This window comes from Chitinophaga sedimenti (genome assembly GCF_023156195.1).
In the GTDB taxonomy this organism is placed as follows: Bacteria; Bacteroidota; Bacteroidia; order Chitinophagales; family Chitinophagaceae; genus Chitinophaga; species Chitinophaga sedimenti.
In genome coordinates, this window is record NZ_JAKUKA010000001.1 from 6,199,003 (window position 1) to 6,215,387 (window position 16,385).

20 protein-coding genes, 1 tRNA gene and 1 pseudogene are annotated in these 16,385 nt (G+C 50.5%); 14 read left to right on the forward strand and 8 right to left on the reverse strand.

Features of this window, described 5'->3' with window-relative positions; translation table 11 throughout:
• Nucleotides 1-114: 114 nt before the first annotated feature.
• The 6 genes from MKQ70_RS35890 to MKQ70_RS35910 all read left to right on the forward strand — a co-directional run bounded on the left by MKQ70_RS35890 (nt 115) and on the right by MKQ70_RS35910 (nt 2,851).
• Nucleotides 115-516, forward strand: coding sequence for a response regulator (locus MKQ70_RS35890; RefSeq protein ID WP_248080307.1), 402 nt, complete (start codon nt 115-117; stop codon nt 514-516).
• Nucleotides 517-670: 154 nt separating this feature from the next.
• Nucleotides 671-1,123 (forward strand): hypothetical protein, encoded by a 453-nt coding sequence (locus tag MKQ70_RS35895; RefSeq protein ID WP_248080309.1) that lies wholly within the window; start codon nt 671-673, stop codon nt 1,121-1,123.
• Between the two features lie 2 nt (nt 1,124-1,125).
• Entirely contained in the window at nt 1,126-1,317 is a 192-nt protein-coding gene (locus MKQ70_RS35900; protein ID WP_248080311.1) for a hypothetical protein, read from the forward strand.
• 38 nt (nt 1,318-1,355) lie between these two features.
• Entirely contained in the window at nt 1,356-1,511 is a 156-nt protein-coding gene (locus MKQ70_RS43125; RefSeq protein WP_372490169.1) for a helix-turn-helix domain-containing protein, read from the forward strand.
• Nucleotides 1,512-1,535: 24 nt separating this feature from the next.
• Nucleotides 1,536-2,351: an AraC family transcriptional regulator gene (locus MKQ70_RS35905; RefSeq protein ID WP_248080313.1), complete on the forward strand. Its 816-nt coding sequence runs from the start codon at nt 1,536-1,538 to the stop codon at nt 2,349-2,351.
• A 122-nt stretch (nt 2,352-2,473) separates the two neighbouring features.
• Nucleotides 2,474-2,851: a VOC family protein gene (locus tag MKQ70_RS35910; protein ID WP_248080315.1), complete on the forward strand. Its 378-nt coding sequence runs from the start codon at nt 2,474-2,476 to the stop codon at nt 2,849-2,851.
• 35 nt (nt 2,852-2,886) lie between these two features.
• On the opposite strand, the gene MKQ70_RS35915 is transcribed toward MKQ70_RS35910, so the two are convergent.
• From MKQ70_RS35915 to MKQ70_RS35945, 8 genes are read right to left on the reverse strand one after another with little or no spacing between them, the layout of a single operon-like run.
• The gene (locus MKQ70_RS35915) at nt 2,887-3,561 is read right to left on the reverse strand and encodes a YoaK family protein (RefSeq protein ID WP_248080317.1); all 675 of its coding nucleotides are present in this window, start codon (nt 3,559-3,561) and stop codon (nt 2,887-2,889) included.
• A 6-nt stretch (nt 3,562-3,567) separates the two neighbouring features.
• Nucleotides 3,568-4,041: a Dps family protein gene (locus tag MKQ70_RS35920; protein ID WP_248080319.1), complete on the reverse strand. Its 474-nt coding sequence runs from the start codon at nt 4,039-4,041 to the stop codon at nt 3,568-3,570.
• Between the two features lie 12 nt (nt 4,042-4,053).
• The gene (locus MKQ70_RS35925; RefSeq protein WP_248080321.1) at nt 4,054-4,470 is read right to left on the reverse strand and encodes a DoxX family protein; all 417 of its coding nucleotides are present in this window, start codon (nt 4,468-4,470) and stop codon (nt 4,054-4,056) included.
• Between the two features lie 9 nt (nt 4,471-4,479).
• Nucleotides 4,480-5,055 carry an amidohydrolase family protein gene (locus tag MKQ70_RS40645; RefSeq protein WP_308199364.1) on the reverse strand — a complete coding sequence of 192 codons (576 nt, stop codon included), beginning with the start codon at nt 5,053-5,055 and terminating at the stop codon, nt 4,480-4,482.
• 47 nt (nt 5,056-5,102) lie between these two features.
• Nucleotides 5,103-6,275 (reverse strand): amidohydrolase, encoded by a 1,173-nt coding sequence (locus tag MKQ70_RS40650; protein ID WP_282456974.1) that lies wholly within the window; start codon nt 6,273-6,275, stop codon nt 5,103-5,105.
• Between the two features lie 48 nt (nt 6,276-6,323).
• Nucleotides 6,324-7,016, reverse strand: a complete 693-nt coding sequence (locus MKQ70_RS35935) for a M17 family peptidase N-terminal domain-containing protein (RefSeq protein ID WP_248080323.1) — start codon at nt 7,014-7,016, stop codon at nt 6,324-6,326.
• A gap of 9 nt (nt 7,017-7,025) precedes the next feature.
• Nucleotides 7,026-8,387: an alginate export family protein gene (locus MKQ70_RS35940; protein WP_248080325.1), complete on the reverse strand. Its 1,362-nt coding sequence runs from the start codon at nt 8,385-8,387 to the stop codon at nt 7,026-7,028.
• On the reverse strand, nt 8,388-9,020 hold the full coding sequence (locus MKQ70_RS35945; RefSeq protein WP_248080327.1) for a hydrolase: 633 nt from the start codon (nt 9,018-9,020) through the stop codon (nt 8,388-8,390).
• A 213-nt stretch (nt 9,021-9,233) separates the two neighbouring features.
• Here MKQ70_RS35945 and MKQ70_RS35950 point away from each other — a divergent pair, with 213 nt between their 5' ends.
• The 8 genes and pseudogenes from MKQ70_RS35950 to MKQ70_RS35985 all read left to right on the forward strand — a co-directional run bounded on the left by MKQ70_RS35950 (nt 9,234) and on the right by MKQ70_RS35985 (nt 16,265).
• Complete coding sequence (locus MKQ70_RS35950) at nt 9,234-9,716, forward strand: hypothetical protein (protein ID WP_248080329.1); 483 nt, start codon at nt 9,234-9,236, stop codon at nt 9,714-9,716.
• A gap of 197 nt (nt 9,717-9,913) precedes the next feature.
• A tRNA-Gln gene (locus MKQ70_RS35955) sits at nt 9,914-9,984 on the forward strand.
• Between the two features lie 591 nt (nt 9,985-10,575).
• A complete protein-coding gene (locus MKQ70_RS35960) occupies nt 10,576-11,691 on the forward strand; it encodes a TonB-dependent receptor (RefSeq protein WP_248080331.1) in 1,116 nt (371 codons plus the stop codon).
• The gene (locus MKQ70_RS35965; RefSeq protein WP_248080333.1) at nt 11,688-12,227 is read left to right on the forward strand and encodes a TonB-dependent receptor domain-containing protein; all 540 of its coding nucleotides are present in this window, start codon (nt 11,688-11,690) and stop codon (nt 12,225-12,227) included. The genes MKQ70_RS35960 and MKQ70_RS35965 overlap by 4 nt, the downstream gene beginning before the upstream one ends.
• The gene (locus MKQ70_RS35970) at nt 12,154-12,912 is read left to right on the forward strand and encodes a TonB-dependent siderophore receptor (protein ID WP_248080335.1); all 759 of its coding nucleotides are present in this window, start codon (nt 12,154-12,156) and stop codon (nt 12,910-12,912) included. Before MKQ70_RS35965 ends, MKQ70_RS35970 begins: the two co-directional genes overlap by 74 nt.
• 75 nt (nt 12,913-12,987) lie before the next feature.
• Nucleotides 12,988-13,290, forward strand: a complete 303-nt coding sequence (locus MKQ70_RS35975) for a PepSY domain-containing protein (protein ID WP_248080337.1) — start codon at nt 12,988-12,990, stop codon at nt 13,288-13,290.
• A 17-nt stretch (nt 13,291-13,307) separates the two neighbouring features.
• A pseudogene (locus MKQ70_RS35980) lies at nt 13,308-14,140 on the forward strand (PepSY-associated TM helix domain-containing protein).
• Nucleotides 14,141-14,420: 280 nt separating this feature from the next.
• A complete protein-coding gene (locus MKQ70_RS35985) occupies nt 14,421-16,265 on the forward strand; it encodes a beta-L-arabinofuranosidase domain-containing protein (protein ID WP_248080339.1) in 1,845 nt (614 codons plus the stop codon).
• The last annotated feature ends 120 nt before the right edge of the window (nt 16,266-16,385 follow it).

Sequence of the window (16,385 nt, forward strand, 5' to 3'; positions counted from 1 at the left end):
CTCAAATATACTGTGAGTTAGGCGTAAAACACAACATGCGCACATGATGTTTGTCATATCGCTTGGCACGGTCTTTCGGATACAGTAGACCTGTAACCTTTAAACAATCAGAATATGCCAAACAATACAACCACCACCGAAGTAGCACAGAAACTGTTGATAATAGAGGATGAAGGCGAGATGTGCCTGCTTATTAACCTGCTGCTCGATGGCCGCAAAATGGAGGTAGAACACGTAAAAACCATTGCCGATGCTGTAGAATATTTTCAACAGAAAACGCCTTCGGTAGTACTGCTCGATAACCGCCTGCCAGATGGTTACGGGCTCGATTTTATCGGGTATATCAATGATAATTCCCCCGAAACCCGCATTATCATGATTTCGGGTATGGACGCGGCGGCGAAAGACGTAGCGCTGGAAAACGGGGCCGACATCTTCCTGGAAAAACCGTTTACCCGTACGCAGCTTTGCCAGGCTATTAACGACCTGATGGAAGCAGAAATTTTTCCTTGCTAAATAGATTAGCGAAATATCGCTAAACCCCTTCCGAGGTTGGTGATATTTCGCTAATTATTCCCTCTTGATTCTTCTCTTTTAGTTTGATAATCAGATGCTTATAAACCCGGCATCTGAATTGCAAAAGGCTATGCGATCTATACAAGGAAAGCATATGCATTACGAGACCATTCATCAGCAATTTCAATTATTTTCCCTGGAGAGCAATGGCGCGCTGCCGTTGCTGGACGACCATGAACCCCGGCGGCTCGAACACTTTGAGTTGCTATGGTGCAAGTCTGCCGGCGGCCAGGTGCAGGCCGATGCCTGGACGGGCGACGTAACCGCACAGCAATTGTTTGTACTGGCGCCCGGTCAGCTCCGTCGTTTTCAGCTGGCGCCCGGCGCTACGGGTTACTACATCAGCTTTTCCCCCGACTTTTTATACGTCAGCAATCACCTCAAAGAAATAGCGGGACTGCTGGAACAACACCACATGAACATGCGCGCGCTGACGCTGCCGGTAACCGAAGCGCTCGGTGAAGACCTGGAAGATGTGGTCCGCAAGATGAAAAAGAGTACTACAGCAACAACCGCCTGCGCACAGAATTACTCACCGAGCTGCTGAGCATGATGATGATTTACCTGTCGCGCGGCACGGATGCCGTAACCCCATCGGCCGTAGTAACCCGCGATGGCGAACTGACGATTCGCTTCCGGCAATTGCTGAAAAAGCAATTCCTGACGAAAAAGAAAGTGGCCGATTATGCGTCGGCGTTACTTGTTACCCCTAACTACCTGAACACCTCCGTAAAAAAGTAACGGGTTTTACGGCCAGCCACCACATACAACAGCAGATCATTAACGAAGCAAAGCGGCAGCTGTTATCTTCCAACGGAAGTATGAAGGAGATTGCTTTCTACCTGGGGTTTGATAACATCGCGCACTTTTCGAAATACTTCAAAACGAAGACGGGGATTAATTTTACGAGTTTCAGGAATGGAGCGGTCGGGTAGTTGCCGGCATATTATCTTCGGGTCATGAACGCACCTGCCGCCCTGCGAGCCCTTTACATGCCCGTACAACCAACCGTCACCGCTTCCGATAACGCCGTGTCCTACATGGAGGTGGCGCCGGATAGGCACCTGTGCAATTACATCTATTGTTACTGGCAATTAAAAACCACGCAGCCGCTGGATACGCCGTTCGTGTACCGTGTCGTAGCAGACGGGTGCATCGATGTATTCTTTGAACCGGGACATACAAGCGAGCAGTTCGTCATGGGCTTCTGCCGGCAGTACACCGAGTTTATACTGGAACCGCAGTTCCATTATGCCGGTATCCGTTTTCTGCCTACCATCTTCCCGCAATTATTCCAGGTAGATGCGGCCCTGCTGAGTAACAAAGCGACGCCGCTTGAATCGCTCCTGCCGCACATGGCAGCGTTTATCCGGGAGCGTATCGCACCCTCCGCCACACTGCCCGATATCAAATCGGTGCTAGATCATTATTTCCTGCTGATGTTAAAAGATGTCCGCTTCAACGACGATCCCCGCCTGTATGAAGCCCTCTCGCGCATCCTCGAAACCTGCGGCGTGCTCGACGTGGAAAAGGACACGGATACCGGCATCAGTGCCCGGCAGTTGCGGCGGCTGTTCCGGTTCTATGTAGGCGATTCGCCGAAGATCTTCAGCAAAGTAGTACGTTTTCAACATATCCTCCGGGCAAAACCTTCCAGCCAGAGCCTGCGGCAGAATAAGCTGTTTTTTGATGCGGGCTATTATGACCAGGCGCACTTCATTAAAGAGTTCCGGAACTTTTACGGCGTCACTCCTTCAAAGGCATTCGGGCGTTAAAGTTGTCCGATTTTTACAATGTTCCGCGGCGGCATTGGCCGACCTTTGAAGGATGAAATCCATATGCTTCCACTGCCTGCTGCTGCTGATCGTTACCGCAGCGCAGGCGCAAAAAAAGGACCATGAAACTGAATGCAGGCATCATTACCCGCGAGATAGCGGCTACTAAAAAGTTCTATACAGAAGTACTTCAATTCGGCGTTACGTTCGAAAATGAATTCTATTTACTGCTCCATACACCGGACAAATCGGCGGAGCTGAGCTTCCTGCTGCCCGGGCATCCTTCACAGCAACCGCTGTTTCACAAAGCGTTTAAGGGCGAAGGTGTGTATCTTACCATCGAGGTAGAAGCGGTAGATAAGCTGTACGCGGAGATCAAAAAGAAAGGTATTCCCATCGCCATTGAACTGCGCGATGAACCCTGGGGCGACCGCCACTTCGCGATCGTTGATCCTAACGGGGTGGGTATTGATATAGTGCGGTATCAGCCGCAATCATAACAAAGCGGCTGCCCGGACGGGGCAGCCGCTTTGTTTTATTCTTTTCTTCCCAGCGGAAAGAAGGCTACGCACATTAAGAGGAGCAACACGCCGGGTGCGGCTACTGCGCCCAGTCCCACACGTTGGGCGAGCAGGCCGCCGCACAGGCAGCCCCCGAGAAAGCCGCCGAGGGTGAACGATTGTTTCTTCACGGCCGCTATCACGCCGGTATCGAACTTAGTACGCAGTCCTGTTTCCAGGTCCAGCGCCAGCTGCGTTACGTTGCCCGTCATAATGGTGGTGGGACCATAGGTTTCCTTTGTAAATAACCTGCTGAATGCGTTCTGCAGGCCCATGGCGAATACCAGTACCATGGCAATGCTGAACAGCGCGGCAGGATGCATGGCGGCTGCCTGTTCCAGCGCGAGTACTGCCAGGCCGCAGGCGAGCATCAACACTCCTTCCACGATAAGAACCGTGTAGCGGTTGGCCGCGTGCGCAATAATGCGCCCGCCCGTCACCACGGCTAAAATGAACACGGGAAACGATAACAGTTTGATCCACGCGCTGCTTTCGGCCCGGTGCACCACATCGTACGCAAATACAATGAAGTTGCCGGTTACATGCGCCGAAAACAATTCATCCGCCGCCACGAAGGTGGCGGTATCGCAAAAGCCCGCACAAAAAGTCAGCAGCACGGTGATATACCGGATGGTGTTTGACTGTTCCATACGCCGCTATTTTAAATGGGCCCTTAACATCCAGGCCATTTTCTCATGCGCTTCCATCAGTCCGGTGATGAAATCGCTGGTACCAGTATCTTTCAGATCATTCGCAAAACGATTGATGTTTTCGCGCAGCTTGATGATAAGTGCCTCATGGTCTTCCAGCAGGTGGCGGATAAAAGCCTCTGAAGTGTTACCATCGGGGAATCTTTCTGAAAAGTGCGTCAGGCGAAGGTATTCGTGCAGCGTAGCGGGCGCATAGTGACCAAGGAAACGGATGCGTTCTGCTACGGAATCCATGATCTCATCCAGCTCTTCGTACTGTTTTTCGAAGAAAAGGTGTTTGTTGTAAAAGTCCGCTCCTTCAATATTCCAGTGTGCTGCGCGGGTTTTCGCATACAGCATGAATTCGTCGGCCAGGATGGCGTTGAGGGTGTGCGACACCGCCGCCAGGTTTTCTTCCGAAATGCCAATGTGTGGTTGCATATGTTTATTGATTTAATAGATTGAAAAATATTCATCGAAGGAGCGCGCGCCCGGTCCCAGTACGGCTACCAGTAAAAAACAGAGGGTGTACACGTAAGGTACATCGCGCACCTCAACCGGATCGTTACGATGCACCACGAAATAGCCAACCGCTGTTACCCCAATAGTGGGCCACACCACGAGGCGTGTACCCAAACCCAGTATCACGAACAGTGGCACCACGGTATCCGCGAACGTGGCCATCAGCTGGTTAAGCGCGGGAGGAAGACCCAGGGGGTTCGGTACAACCTCTTTCTCTCCCTTAAATTTCTTTAATCCGTGCACGCGGAACAGCTCCACGGCCAGCAGTACGCGGAACACGAGCATGGCCCAGTTATTCGCGTTATTACCGAGATCGGAATGCAACAGCGTCTTTATCAGCTCCATCATCTTATTGATTTAGAAGGCGAAACAGGAGCAGCCTAAAGCGCCCCAGAACGCCGTGTAATTATTGACCGCGATATCGCTATTACGCGCCACGTCGTGGTTGTGGCCGTGTACGTCGCAGCTGCCCTGGCATACATGCATGCCGGCTACTTTTTCTTTCGCGTTGTAATACCCGTTCTGTACTTTAATGGGCGACCAGTCCGGCAATACCGGTGGGGTGGGCGGGGCAAAGGAGGAGAACGCTCCTTTGGCATACACGATCTTTCCACCTACCACGGTTAATTCCGCTTCTATGTGTTTAATGTCATCGTCCGGCACGGTAAAGTAGTTGCTGTCCAGTACCGCGATATCGGCCAGCATGCCACGTTTGATCATGCCTTTCTGATCCTGCTCGCTGGAAAACCACGCGCTGCCTTTGGTATAAAGCTCCAGGGCTGTTTCGCGGGAAAGACGGGTGTCATCGTCGTACAACTGCATACCGCCTAATGTTTTACCCGCACTAAGCCAGTAAAGGCCCACCCACGGGTTGTAGGAAGATACCCGGGTAGCGTCGGTGCCGGCGCCGACCGGTACGCCCATCGCCAGCATCTGCTTTACGGGCGGCGTTTTGCCTCCTGCATGTTTCCCATACCTGTCTACAAAAACTCACCCTGGAAAGCCATGCGCGATTGTATCGCTATACCGCCGCCGAGTTTACGCACCCGCTCAATGTTGCGCTGATCAATGGTTTCCGCATGATCGATAATAAAATGCAGGCCATCGAAAGGGATGTCCCTGTTCACTTTTTCAAACACATCGAGAAAGCGGGTGATGCTTTCGTTGTACGTGGCATGCAGGCGGAACGGCCAGCGATTAGTGACCAGCAGGCGTACTACCTTTTCCAGCTCCACTTCCATATCAGGGCCTAAGTCCGGCCGCGGCTGGAGGAAATCTTCGAAGTCGGCAGCCGAGAATATGAGCATTTCGCCTGCACCGTTGTGCCGGTACATATCGTCGCCCTGGTGCAGTTTCACGGACTTCACCCAATTGTCGAAGTCTTCATATTCCTGTTTGGGCCGCTGTGTAAAAAGATTGTAGGCGATGCGGACGGTGAGTTCCTTTTTCTCGTGCAGTTCGGCAATGATCTTATAATCGTCCGGGTAATTCTGAAAACCGCCGCCCGCATCGATCACGCTGGTAATGCCAAAGCGGTTCAGCTCACGCATATAGTGCCGGGTAGAATTCAACTGGTGTTCGTACGACAGCTTGGGGCCTTTAGCCAGGGTGGAGTAGAGGATGAGCGCATTGGGCGCGGCCAGCAGCAGTCCCGAAGGTTCGCCGTTTGCATCTTTCTCTATCACACTGCCGGGTGGGGCGGGCGTATCTTTTGTATAACCCACGGCCTTTAACGCCGCACGATTCAGCAGCGCTCGATCATACAGGTGCATGATAAACACCGGGGTATCTGGCGCCACTTCGTTCAGCTCCGCCAGCGTAGGCATGCGGCGTTCCGCAAACTGGTGCAGCGACCATCCACCTATCACCCGTACCCATTGCGGCGACGGTGTGCGGTATACCTGCTGTTTTAACATGCGCATCGCATCAGCCAGGGAAGGCACACCATCCCAGCGCAGTTCCAGGTTATAGTTCAGTCCCCCGCGAATCAAATGCGTATGCGAGTCATTAATACCGGGTATCACACATTTCCTTTTCAGGTCGATGATTTCCGTGTTTTCACCGGTCATTTGCATGACGCTGAAGTCGTCGCCCACGGCGATGAAGCGCCCGTCCTTAATGGCCACGGCAGTGGCGGGGGTTGTTGCTGTCAACGGTATGTATAGTACCGTTGTATAAAATCATGTCCGCTTTCATGCTGATTAATTATGGTAAGTAGCAATCACGTTTTTAATAGCTTCGCCGGAAGGTGCATAAAAGGCCGGCCCTGCAAGCAGCGTAAACCGCTTGATCGGTTTTACATCCGACATCTTTTTCCCTTTCAGGAAGATTTGCGTGCGATAGGCGTTCAGCGCGCCCTTAACTACGTTCTCCGCCACCTGCGCGGTGGGGGAATCAATACCCGCATCTTTCAGGTCACTGGCGTGCGAGTAAGAAGAAACGCCGAGTCGCAGCGCCTCGCGCATGCCAATAGCGCCAACTGTTTCCATAATACCTGCATCGAACTTGTTGCGGTCGCCCAGACCAACGAGCAGCAGTTGCTTTGCGGGAATCGTGCCTGGGGGCGGTGTGATCAGCAACGTTTCAAAAGCATGCCCTGTAAACCTGCCGCTCTTGCGTAGTTCAGTGATGATGCCGTGGAGGGCTTCATCGAGATGCAGCATGCCATTGAGTTGCGCCGGCAGGGCAGGCGGATTGGTGAGGTCATTCTCCGTGTACTCGAATACGCAGGCGATTTGCAAAGGTGTGGCCTGTGCGGAGGGGCTCTGCACCTTGGCTGCGATCTCGATGCCGTCTACTTTACCGAGGACGGTGCTGGTACCCACTGCGGGCAATGTTTGCGCCGTCAACCGGAGGGCCGGCAGCAGCAAGAGGGTGAGGATCCATTTTCTCATATACATCGATTAGAATTTAAAGGTGAGCTGAGTGTTGAAAAAATATGAGTCGGCGGGTGTGCTGATGATGTCGTGAACGAAGGCGCCCGTTTGAAAATACTGCGCACCGCAACTTAGTTTGACGAAAGGAGAGAACGTATAATCGGCGCTCAGCAGCCAGGCTGCGCCGATGTAGCTTTTGTGCGACCCGGAACCAGCTGTGTTAAAGTTGCCGCTGGGCCGGTAAATACCGTCGTTCAATGAATACCGCCAGTTGAAAACCGCATCTGCCTGGAAAGAGAACTTTTCACCCGGCGAAAGGACAGCGTAAGGATGCAGGTCGATAAGGTTGGCCGGCCCCACGCGCGGATTAAAACCGAAGTAACCGCCCTTTGGATACAATGGAGAAAACGTGCCCAACCGGTGATCACCGGTGCGACGGTCGCCGGAGATATAATCGTTGCGCAGGTTCAGTGACGGCTTCCAGGGCAGGTGATCGAAAACATATCCCAGGTCAATGGCGAGCGTCCACGCCCTGATGCTGCGGGTGCCGAAGCGGCCGAACTGCCAGGCGGCTTCGAGATTATAAATAAATCCGCGTCCATACTTCCAGTACCTTGTGGCGAGCGTATGGCGGTCTTCGCGGTCAATGCCTTCTTCGTATACCGCTTCGTCGCGGTGGGCCCCCAGGTAATAAAAGTCGACGTTCCCGCTGGCGGGAATGGCCCACCAGGCATAAGCGCCCCAAAGATTAACCTCGCGGGTAGGCTGGTTGTCGAAGATGCCGGGCCGCACATCATCATTCATCATCACAAACCCGTCGACCCCGAAATGTGGTGCGCTATACATGATTTTGGCGCCGGTAAAGTACTTGCGCACGTTGGTGCCTTCCCTTACGGAAATAAGTCTGCCGGTGCCATAATCTAATTCCTGGCGGCCTGCGCGGAATACGAGGCGTTTACTAAGCCGCACGTCCGCAAACAAATTCTGGACATTCAGCTGGTCTTCATTTAAGGGGCCCGGTTCAAAGTGGCCACCCAACTGCGTACCGCTGGAAAGCTGTGCAAATACCCGCACGCGCTGACCCAAATGCAGATCGGCATGCAGCAGGTAGCGCTGCAGGGCATACTGGTCGGTACCCACGCCTGTTTTGCTCCAGTCTTCGTTTTGCGTCAGCACATACTCATACCGCGCCTCGCCGCCGAAGGAAGCATACCACCCGGAATCGCGCAATGGCGCATATTTCAGCTGGTGATACCAGTTGCGGGCTGTGTCGGCAGACAGGTTCGTGTAGTCCTCGTTGTATCTCATCAACTTAAAAGACTGGGCGGATAAAGGTTGTTGCGCCAGCAGGCCCAGCGCAACAAGGAAGTATATAAAAACGATTTTCACTTAGTGCGCGAGCATATTATGTGCGTACTGGATACCGATGCCATAGGCGCCACCAAAGCGTTTCATAAGAGCAGTAACCGCTGCATACGTTTCCTGGCGTGCCCAGTCGCGTTGTAGTTCCAGCAGGTACTGGATAGACGACATGGGTTGTGCACCGGCCTGTATCATGCGTTGCATGGCGCGGTCGTGTGCTTCGGCGCTTACATCGCCGCATGCATCTGCAATGATATATACCTCGTATCCTTCCGCCAGTGCACAAAGCGCCGGGCCTACGATGCACACGCTGGTCCACAGACCGGCGAGTACGATCTTCTTTTTACCGGTATTGGTGATGGCCTCGTAAGCAGGTTTATCTTCCCAGGTATTCATCGTGGTGCGGTCGATGTACCCGGAAGTTGCCTGTGGATAAAACTCTTCCACCTCGGGAAATACGGGGCCGGAGAAGGTGTGTTCCGCCACGGTGGTAACGATGGTGGGGACATTAAAAATCCTGGAAGCACCCGCGATCACCGCTGTATTGTTGCGAAGCACGGTGATGTCGATATTGCTCACGGCAAAGCCCATCTGGCTTTCGAAGTCGATGAGCACCAGTGTGTGATTGGAGGGATGAAGGAGTCGTGCAGAAATTGTCATGATTTATACTTTAGATTTAAGATTTGTTGCGAGGCATGGCGATGATGTAAAAGTAGACCCATAGCGGAAGTGCGGCAATGGACAAACAATAGCTTTGCTTATACATTTATTCGAAAATGGGAGGGGCGGTGAAAATTGCCCATTTTCTTGTAATTTGAGCCCAGGAAACGCCCTCTCATTAAAAATTCCAATAATTGAATTAAATTGTTGCCGATGGAAAAATTTACCGGAGAAACATTACAGGACCCCGTGTTGGGTAAACTGGAGCTGTACAGCGGCCCCGAGGATATATATTTGTGGAAAGGCAGAACGGACGGCAAAGTGCCAGTAAACATTATGCTGGAGGGCAGTAGCGATCTGGCGGTGATTAATATGGACCATTGCCGCAGCGTGGTGGGTGATGAAGATAAATGGCTGGATCGCGGTATCATATTTTTGCAGGAGCAGATGAAAGCTGATCCTGGATTTTTCGGGCTGGACAAAGAAGCGAGTGATGAATTAATTTCTATGCCACCGGACCATTTCCCGGTATATACGCCGACGTTTATATTTTATCCCGGTGAAGAATGGCTGCTGCACTTTTCTGAAGGTGACCTGCCTATATGTGAGCCATATGGCGTATCGGTGCTGTTTAACGGTGAGACGCCGGTATCAGTAGATGACTTGTCGGAAGGCGAGTTTGACGATGAGGAATAAAAATTCCCTTCTGATTTTGAAATTCCAAAAGCATACGTATATTTGCACCCCGGTTTGCGGGACGGTAGCTGCTGAATGTTGCTGCTGAAACGTATACAGCGGAGGTAAAAGGAAAAAATGATTTGGGGTGAATAGCCTGCGTTTTGTAACTTTGTACTTCTGATGGATGAGGCGGAAACGCTGATCCGGAGTGAAATTGCCCGATAGTATAATGGTAGTACCGCAGATTCTGGTTCTGCTTGTCTTGGTTCGAATCCAGGTCGGGTAACAGGTATTACAACGAAACCCTTTTCCGCGGGTTTCAAAAGTCTCTAAAACCGCTACAGGTCTACTCTGTAGCGGTTTTTTAAATTTTACCTCCATTCAAGGCCACCTCCGCCGAAACTCGCCGAAAATCGCGGGTTGTTTTACCATTGGTGCTGCCCAAAGCTCAATCATTTTTACCCTTCCACAAGACTTCCCGCCTCCACAAAAAATACGCTCAAGATTAAACTAAGAGGCAATGTTTTACCCCTTCATTTGCGCCCATTTTAAACTGGCGAAGAAGACGCAATAAAAGCGATCGTTGCCCTGTCCACATCCGTATCAAATTAAAGAGAAGAAACAAGTATTGGCCGGTTGAAATACGCCTGACATCAAACCCTAATCCATACATTGTTTCAATACCAAGCACAGCAAACGTTAAGGTTTGTTATGCTTTTTATTATGCCTGTTAGTCGCCCTTCTGGTAATTGATTACGAAAGATTTCCCGTTAGCGTAAATCAAATTCCGCATTTGATCTACCCCCACTTTGCCCTTCTTCTAACTTTGCGCCTCGATTACTGAATCCTCTAATCAGCCTAACCTTAACATCTTTCCATGAGAGTAATTACCATCATAAGCTTCTTCATGCTCGTCATGATCAGGGCAACGACTGCACAGACAATTAACTACGGCACGATCAAAGGCCGCGTTACGGCGGAAGACGGTACGGAAGTACCAGGCGTAGGCGTTCGCCTGAAAGACGCTCGTAAGCAAACCGTTACCAACGAAAACGGCGCTTATGTTATCCGGAACGTGGCGCCCGGCACCTACCTGGCAGAAGCATTCGTGGCAGGGCATGATATGATCAGTTTTACGGTTAACATCACAGCCGGTCAAACCGTGGAGCAAAACTTCCAGCTGAAAGCTTCGCAGCAAACGCTCCAGGAAGTGATCATCGCCAGCGGCAAAAATAAATTCGCTAAAAAAGAGAGTGACTACGTGGCCCGTATGCCACTGAAAAACCTGGAAAACCCGCAGGTATACAACATCGTCACCTCCGAGATCATTAAAGAACAGGGCATCCTTGAATATAAAGACGCGATCAAAAACGTGGCCGGCGTCAACTCTACCGAAACGGTGAGTAACGGCCGTACGTCTACCATCATCCGTGGTTTCCGTACTGCTAATTACATCCGCAACGGCATGGTGGCCAACCAGCTGATTACGGTAGACATGGCCAACCTGGAGCGCATCGAAGTGATGAAAGGCCCTTCCGGTACTTTGTTTGGTAGCGGTGCGGTATCTTACGGCGGCCTGGTAAACAGGGTGACCAAAAAACCTTTCGAAACCTTCCGGACAGACCTAAACTTCACGGCCGGCAGCTGGGGATTGAACCGCATCACAGCAGATATCAACGCACCGCTGAACGAAGACAAAACCGCGCTGCTGCGTGTAAACCTTGGTCGCTGGGGACAGGAGAGCTTCCGGGAAGCAGGTTTCAGGCGTAACTACTTCCTGGCAACCTCTTTCGCTTATAAAGCGAGCGACCGCCTTTCGTTCCTCATAGATGTGGAAATGTTCCGCAACGCTGGTACACAGGCTATCGCCTACATCAACCCGTTGGGTACTCCGGCCGACTATAAAGCCGCGATGGCGAAATACTACAAACGTACGTTCTATTCCAACGACCGGAGTCCGTATTCCCCGGTTATAACCTGTTTGCTACCATGAACTATAAGATCAACAGCAATTGGAATACGACCACCGTATTTTCTACCGGCGGCGTAAATGCCCGCCAGCAGTACCAGTTCAACGGTACGCTGTTAGGCACCGGCGAAACCCTGTCCAGGCGCGTACAAAAGTACAGTCATAACTACAACACCATCCAGATCCAGCAGAACCTGAATGGTGAGTTCCACACCGGTGCTGTCAAACACCGCGTACTGGTGGGCGCCGACTACCTGGCGGATATTACCCAGCCCACTTACATCCTGAACTACATTCACGATACAATATCTACCACCGGAACAACGCCTATCTTAATGAGAGAAGATGTAGACAGGCGTCTGGCAGGTATGAAACCCACGAACTACTTCAAAAGCCATACAGACCGTTACGGCATTTACGTGTCCGACGTAGTGAACCTTACCGATCAGTTACTCGTTATGGCAAGTGTGCGCTGGGATAGAGTAGATGCTAAAGGAACTTATTCCCACGGCTACCGGCAAAACGACCGGCAACTACGACAAGTCTTCTTTCTCCCCTAAATTCGGTGCAGTGTACCAGGTGGTGAAAGATCAGTTGTCTGTATTCGCGAATTACCAGAACGGCTTTAGCTATTCCGCACAGGTAGACCGTAACGGCAATGTGTTTAAGCCGGAGCAGGCGAATCAGTGGGAAGGTGGTATTAAAGCCGACCTGCTGAAAAGTAAATTAAGCGTAACGCTGAGTGCTTACGACATTGCAGTAAAAGACAAAATCCGTCAGGATAATACCGACCTTACCATCTATTATCAGGATGGCACCTGGAAAAGTAAGGGTTTTGAAGCGGAGGTGATTGCCAATCCCATTTCCGGCCTCAACATCCTGGCTGGTTATGGTTTCAATGACATAGAGATCACCAAGGCGAAAGATTTTGTAGGCAAGCGTCCCCCGGCATCGGGTGCAAAACACACGGCCAACACGTGGATCAGCTACCGCATCAACAGCGGAAAAGTATCCGGGTTGGGTATTGGCGCCGGTGCGGTGTACAACGGAGACATCGTATTCGACAATAACAATCTCACCTACTTCCCCGCCTATACGGTGTTTAACGGCACGATCTTCTACGACCGTCCGGGTTACCGCGTAGGGGTGAAGCTGGACAATATTACCAACGAGATGTACTGGGGTCCCTGGGGCGAGCCACAGCCGCCACGTAACTGGGCAGTGAATCTCACCATCAAATTCTAAGCATTGGCCAACCGGCGTAAATGAAGATACCAGGCAGGTATCTTCATTTTACGTTACTGCATATCGCGTATGAACATGAAAAAGATCTTCGCCTGGCTGCACCTGTGGCTGGGCCTTATTTCAGGAATCGTTGTATTTATTATTTCCATTACCGGCGCTATTTATGCCTGGCAACCCGAAATATCCGAATTTACGCAGCCCTATCGTTTCGTAACGGTGGAAAACAAACCGTATAAATCGGTGACGGATATACGCGCCGCCGCAGAAAAGGCCATGAACGGCAAAAAGGCGTTCCGAATCCTGTATGAAGAGGCAGGCAAAGCGCCCGTAGTGCAGTTCTATCAAAAAAGCCTTACTATTATTTCAACGTATATGTGAATCCATACTCCGGTAACGTGGAAAAGGTGCTTGACCGGAAGGACGAGTTCTTCCGCTTTATCATCGATGGACATATGTACGTCTGGCTGCCCCAAGATATCGGCCATCTAGTAGTCGGCTACGGCACCCTTGTGTTCTGGTCATCCTGGTTAGCGGGATCGTACTTTGGTGGCCCCGCAACAAGGCGCGTAGAAAAACAAGCTTCCGCATTAAATGGGACGCGTCCCCTAAACGCCTCAACTATGACCTGCATAATGTGTTAGGCTTCTATGCCAGCTGGATCGTATTGTTCGCCGCCTTAACGGGCCTGGTGTGGAGCTTCCAGTGGGTGGTGCAGGCAGAATTTTGGGTGTTCAGCGGTGGGAAAACCAGGCCCGGTGCCGTCGCCGTCAATTCTGACGGGCATGCGCCTGCAAAAGACAGCACCACCATCAACCAGGTGTTTGATCAGTTCAGGCAGCGCTACCACGATGCTGCCGTTCTTACCCTATCCCTGCCCGTCAATGACTCAGCTCCCATAGTGGCCCGTGCCTATCCCAGCAGCCAACAGTCCCACAACGCGGACTATTGCTACTTCGATCAGTATACCGGTAAAGAGATACCAGTGCCGTACCTGGGCAAATATGCCGATGCAACCCTTGCGGAAAAAGTGGTGCGGATGAACTACGACATCCATGTAGGCGCCATTGCGGGGTTGCCGGGGCGTATTGCGATGTTCTTTGCGTCGCTTATCTCGGCATCGTTGCCGGTTACCGGTTTTATGGTATGGTGGGGCAGAAAGAAGAAGAAGAAAAAGCCGGCGAACAAATTGTCATCTGCAAACCCACTCAGGCTCTTTTCCACTCGTTGAATGTTCAACCAAACATTCAATCATGGCGCTTGAAATGCAATACTAGCCTGCTTGGTTCGAAAATGCTCCAGGTCGGGTAACAGAAGGTAGGGGCCGACCTTTGTGGTCAGCCCCCTTTTTTTTGCTATTGTAGCTCCCCTAGTTAATTGTTGATTTGCAATTGTTTGTTAGTTCGAATCCATATATGTTAGGTTCAAGAAGCTTTTATAAAGTGTACCGTTATTTGTAGCACTAACATCAGCATATTTCCGTAAATAGCACGTGATTAATCTGATAGCGCATGAAGTCGATCATTACAACCATTGTATTACTGGTGTTTCATTCGATTATTTACGGTCAGCAGCTCCAGGCGACGCGGGTGGAGCCAATAGTTCCGTTTGAGCGGAAGACCGTAGTGCTGTCGCCCTCCCGGATACAGCAACGTGAAATGCTAAATATACAATACTTAAAGTCGCTCGATCCCGACCGGCTACTGCATAATTTCAGAATTAATGTAAAGTTACCCTCCACCGCCAGGCCGCTTGATGGGTGGGAGTCCCCGAATATTGGCTTAAGGGGACATTTCACAGGTCATTACCTGTCGGCAATAGCGAGCGTTGTAGAGCGATACGGAGACTCCCTTTTATCAACAAGGCTGCAGTATATGGTCGACGAACTATATAGATGCCAGATGGTCAGTAACAACGGTTATCTCAGCGCTTTTCCGGAAACGGAGTTCGACATATTAGAGTCCAGATTTGGCGGGGTTTGGGCGCCCTACTACACCTACCACAAAATTATGCAGGGATTATTGGACGCGCATCTGCGTACTCGAAATCAAAGAGCTTACGAAATGGTCCTACATATGGCGGACTATGTTGAAAAGCGGATGGCCAGGTTAAGTGATGAAACAATTAATAAGGTGCTTTACAGCGTCGGCGCAAATCCGGCGAATGAAGCAGGGGCAATGAACGAAGTGCTTTATAGGTTGTATAATGTATCAAAGAATCCCAGGCATCTTGCCTTAGCCAGGATATTTGACAGGGACTGGTTCGCGGTGCCATTGTCTAAAAACCAGGATATTTTATCCGGCTTACATTCAAATACTCATTTAGTACTTGTAAACGGCTTTGCACAGCGCTATAACATCACTAAAGAGAAGAAATATCATGATGCGGTAACTAATTTTTGGAATATGCTCATGAAATCTCATGCCTACGCGAACGGATCAAGCAGTGGACCGAGGCCCAATGTCACGGCCCCCACATCGCTTTCGGCCGAACATTGGGGTATTCCGGGCCATCTTGCCGGCACTATGACCAGGGAAACCTCGGAATCGTGCGTTTCACACAATACGCAAAAACTTAGTTCCACACTTTTTACCTGGACCGGCAGTCCGGTCTTGGCGGAAGCATACATGAATACATTTTATAATTCTACGCTGGCATTACAAAGTGGAAAGTCGGGTAGATGTGTTTATCATTTGCCTTTAGGGTCGCCGCGAAAGAAGGAATTTTTGAAGGAAGACGATTTTCGTTGTTGTAATGGTACGACGATTGAAGCTTTCGCGTCACTAAACGAGGGTATTTATTATCATGACAACGCAAATGTTTGGGTCAATTTATATATACCCTCATCTTTCACCTGGGAAGAAAAAGGAATGACGTTAAAACAGGCCGGTAACTTTCCGGAGGATGGAAATGTAGCATTTACTGTGTTGACAGATAAAAGCACGTCGCTCACGCTTAATTTTTTAGCGCCGTCCTGGGCAAAGAAGGTGGATGTATATATCAATGGTACAAAGCAAGCCCTTAAGGTTCTGCCAGGCAGCTATATTTCTTTGAGGCGCGAATGGAAAAAGAATGATAAGGTAAGGTTGAACTTCCACTACGATTTCTGCATTAGTGCTATGCCGGACGACAGCAACGTGATAGCTGTATTTTATGGCCCGACTTTACTGGCATTCCAGGATGATTCGGAGTTGATACTTAAGGGTACTCCTGCAGAAATATTGAAGCACCTTTCAAAGGATCATGATGGTAAGCGTTTTCGTCTGGTTAACAATGGTAAGACTTACCTTTTGAGACCTTTATATGATGTAGAAGACGAAAGTTATGGTGTTTATGCAACGATAAGGAATTACTAGCGTTTGTTGCCGGTATGATTTGAAAAGGCAGGAGATTTTTTCCTGCCTTTTATTTTTTACAGCAGATATTTTTCACCGCGTAGATACATCGCGTAGCAACTATCTATCTTTGTATTGTTA

What these genes read in the sequence shown, in the direction of transcription:
- MKQ70_RS35900 (WP_248080311.1), top strand. Translation starts at nt 1,126, where the DNA reads ATGATGATGATTTACCTGTCGCGCGGCACGGATGCCGTAACCCCATCG.
- MKQ70_RS35890 (WP_248080307.1), top strand. Translation starts at nt 115, where the DNA reads ATGCCAAACAATACAACCACCACCGAAGTAGCACAGAAACTGTTGATA.
- MKQ70_RS35965 (WP_248080333.1), top strand. Translation starts at nt 11,688, where the DNA reads ATGAACTATAAGATCAACAGCAATTGGAATACGACCACCGTATTTTCT.
- MKQ70_RS35925 (WP_248080321.1), bottom strand. Translation starts at nt 4,470, where the DNA reads ATGATGGAGCTGATAAAGACGCTGTTGCATTCCGATCTCGGTAATAAC.
- MKQ70_RS35895 (WP_248080309.1), top strand. Translation starts at nt 671, where the DNA reads ATGCATTACGAGACCATTCATCAGCAATTTCAATTATTTTCCCTGGAG.
- MKQ70_RS35950 (WP_248080329.1), top strand. Translation starts at nt 9,234, where the DNA reads ATGGAAAAATTTACCGGAGAAACATTACAGGACCCCGTGTTGGGTAAA.
- MKQ70_RS35910 (WP_248080315.1), top strand. Translation starts at nt 2,474, where the DNA reads ATGAAACTGAATGCAGGCATCATTACCCGCGAGATAGCGGCTACTAAA.
- MKQ70_RS35935 (WP_248080323.1), bottom strand. Translation starts at nt 7,016, where the DNA reads ATGAGAAAATGGATCCTCACCCTCTTGCTGCTGCCGGCCCTCCGGTTG.
- MKQ70_RS35960 (WP_248080331.1), top strand. Translation starts at nt 10,576, where the DNA reads ATGAGAGTAATTACCATCATAAGCTTCTTCATGCTCGTCATGATCAGG.
- MKQ70_RS35920 (WP_248080319.1), bottom strand. Translation starts at nt 4,041, where the DNA reads ATGCAACCACACATTGGCATTTCGGAAGAAAACCTGGCGGCGGTGTCG.
- MKQ70_RS35915 (WP_248080317.1), bottom strand. Translation starts at nt 3,561, where the DNA reads ATGGAACAGTCAAACACCATCCGGTATATCACCGTGCTGCTGACTTTT.
- MKQ70_RS35975 (WP_248080337.1), top strand. Translation starts at nt 12,988, where the DNA reads ATGAAAAAGATCTTCGCCTGGCTGCACCTGTGGCTGGGCCTTATTTCA.
- MKQ70_RS35985 (WP_248080339.1), top strand. Translation starts at nt 14,421, where the DNA reads ATGAAGTCGATCATTACAACCATTGTATTACTGGTGTTTCATTCGATT.
- MKQ70_RS35905 (WP_248080313.1), top strand. Translation starts at nt 1,536, where the DNA reads ATGAACGCACCTGCCGCCCTGCGAGCCCTTTACATGCCCGTACAACCA.
- MKQ70_RS40645 (WP_308199364.1), bottom strand. Translation starts at nt 5,055, where the DNA reads ATGCTGGCGATGGGCGTACCGGTCGGCGCCGGCACCGACGCTACCCGG.
- MKQ70_RS35945 (WP_248080327.1), bottom strand. Translation starts at nt 9,020, where the DNA reads ATGACAATTTCTGCACGACTCCTTCATCCCTCCAATCACACACTGGTG.
- MKQ70_RS35970 (WP_248080335.1), top strand. Translation starts at nt 12,154, where the DNA reads ATGCTAAAGGAACTTATTCCCACGGCTACCGGCAAAACGACCGGCAAC.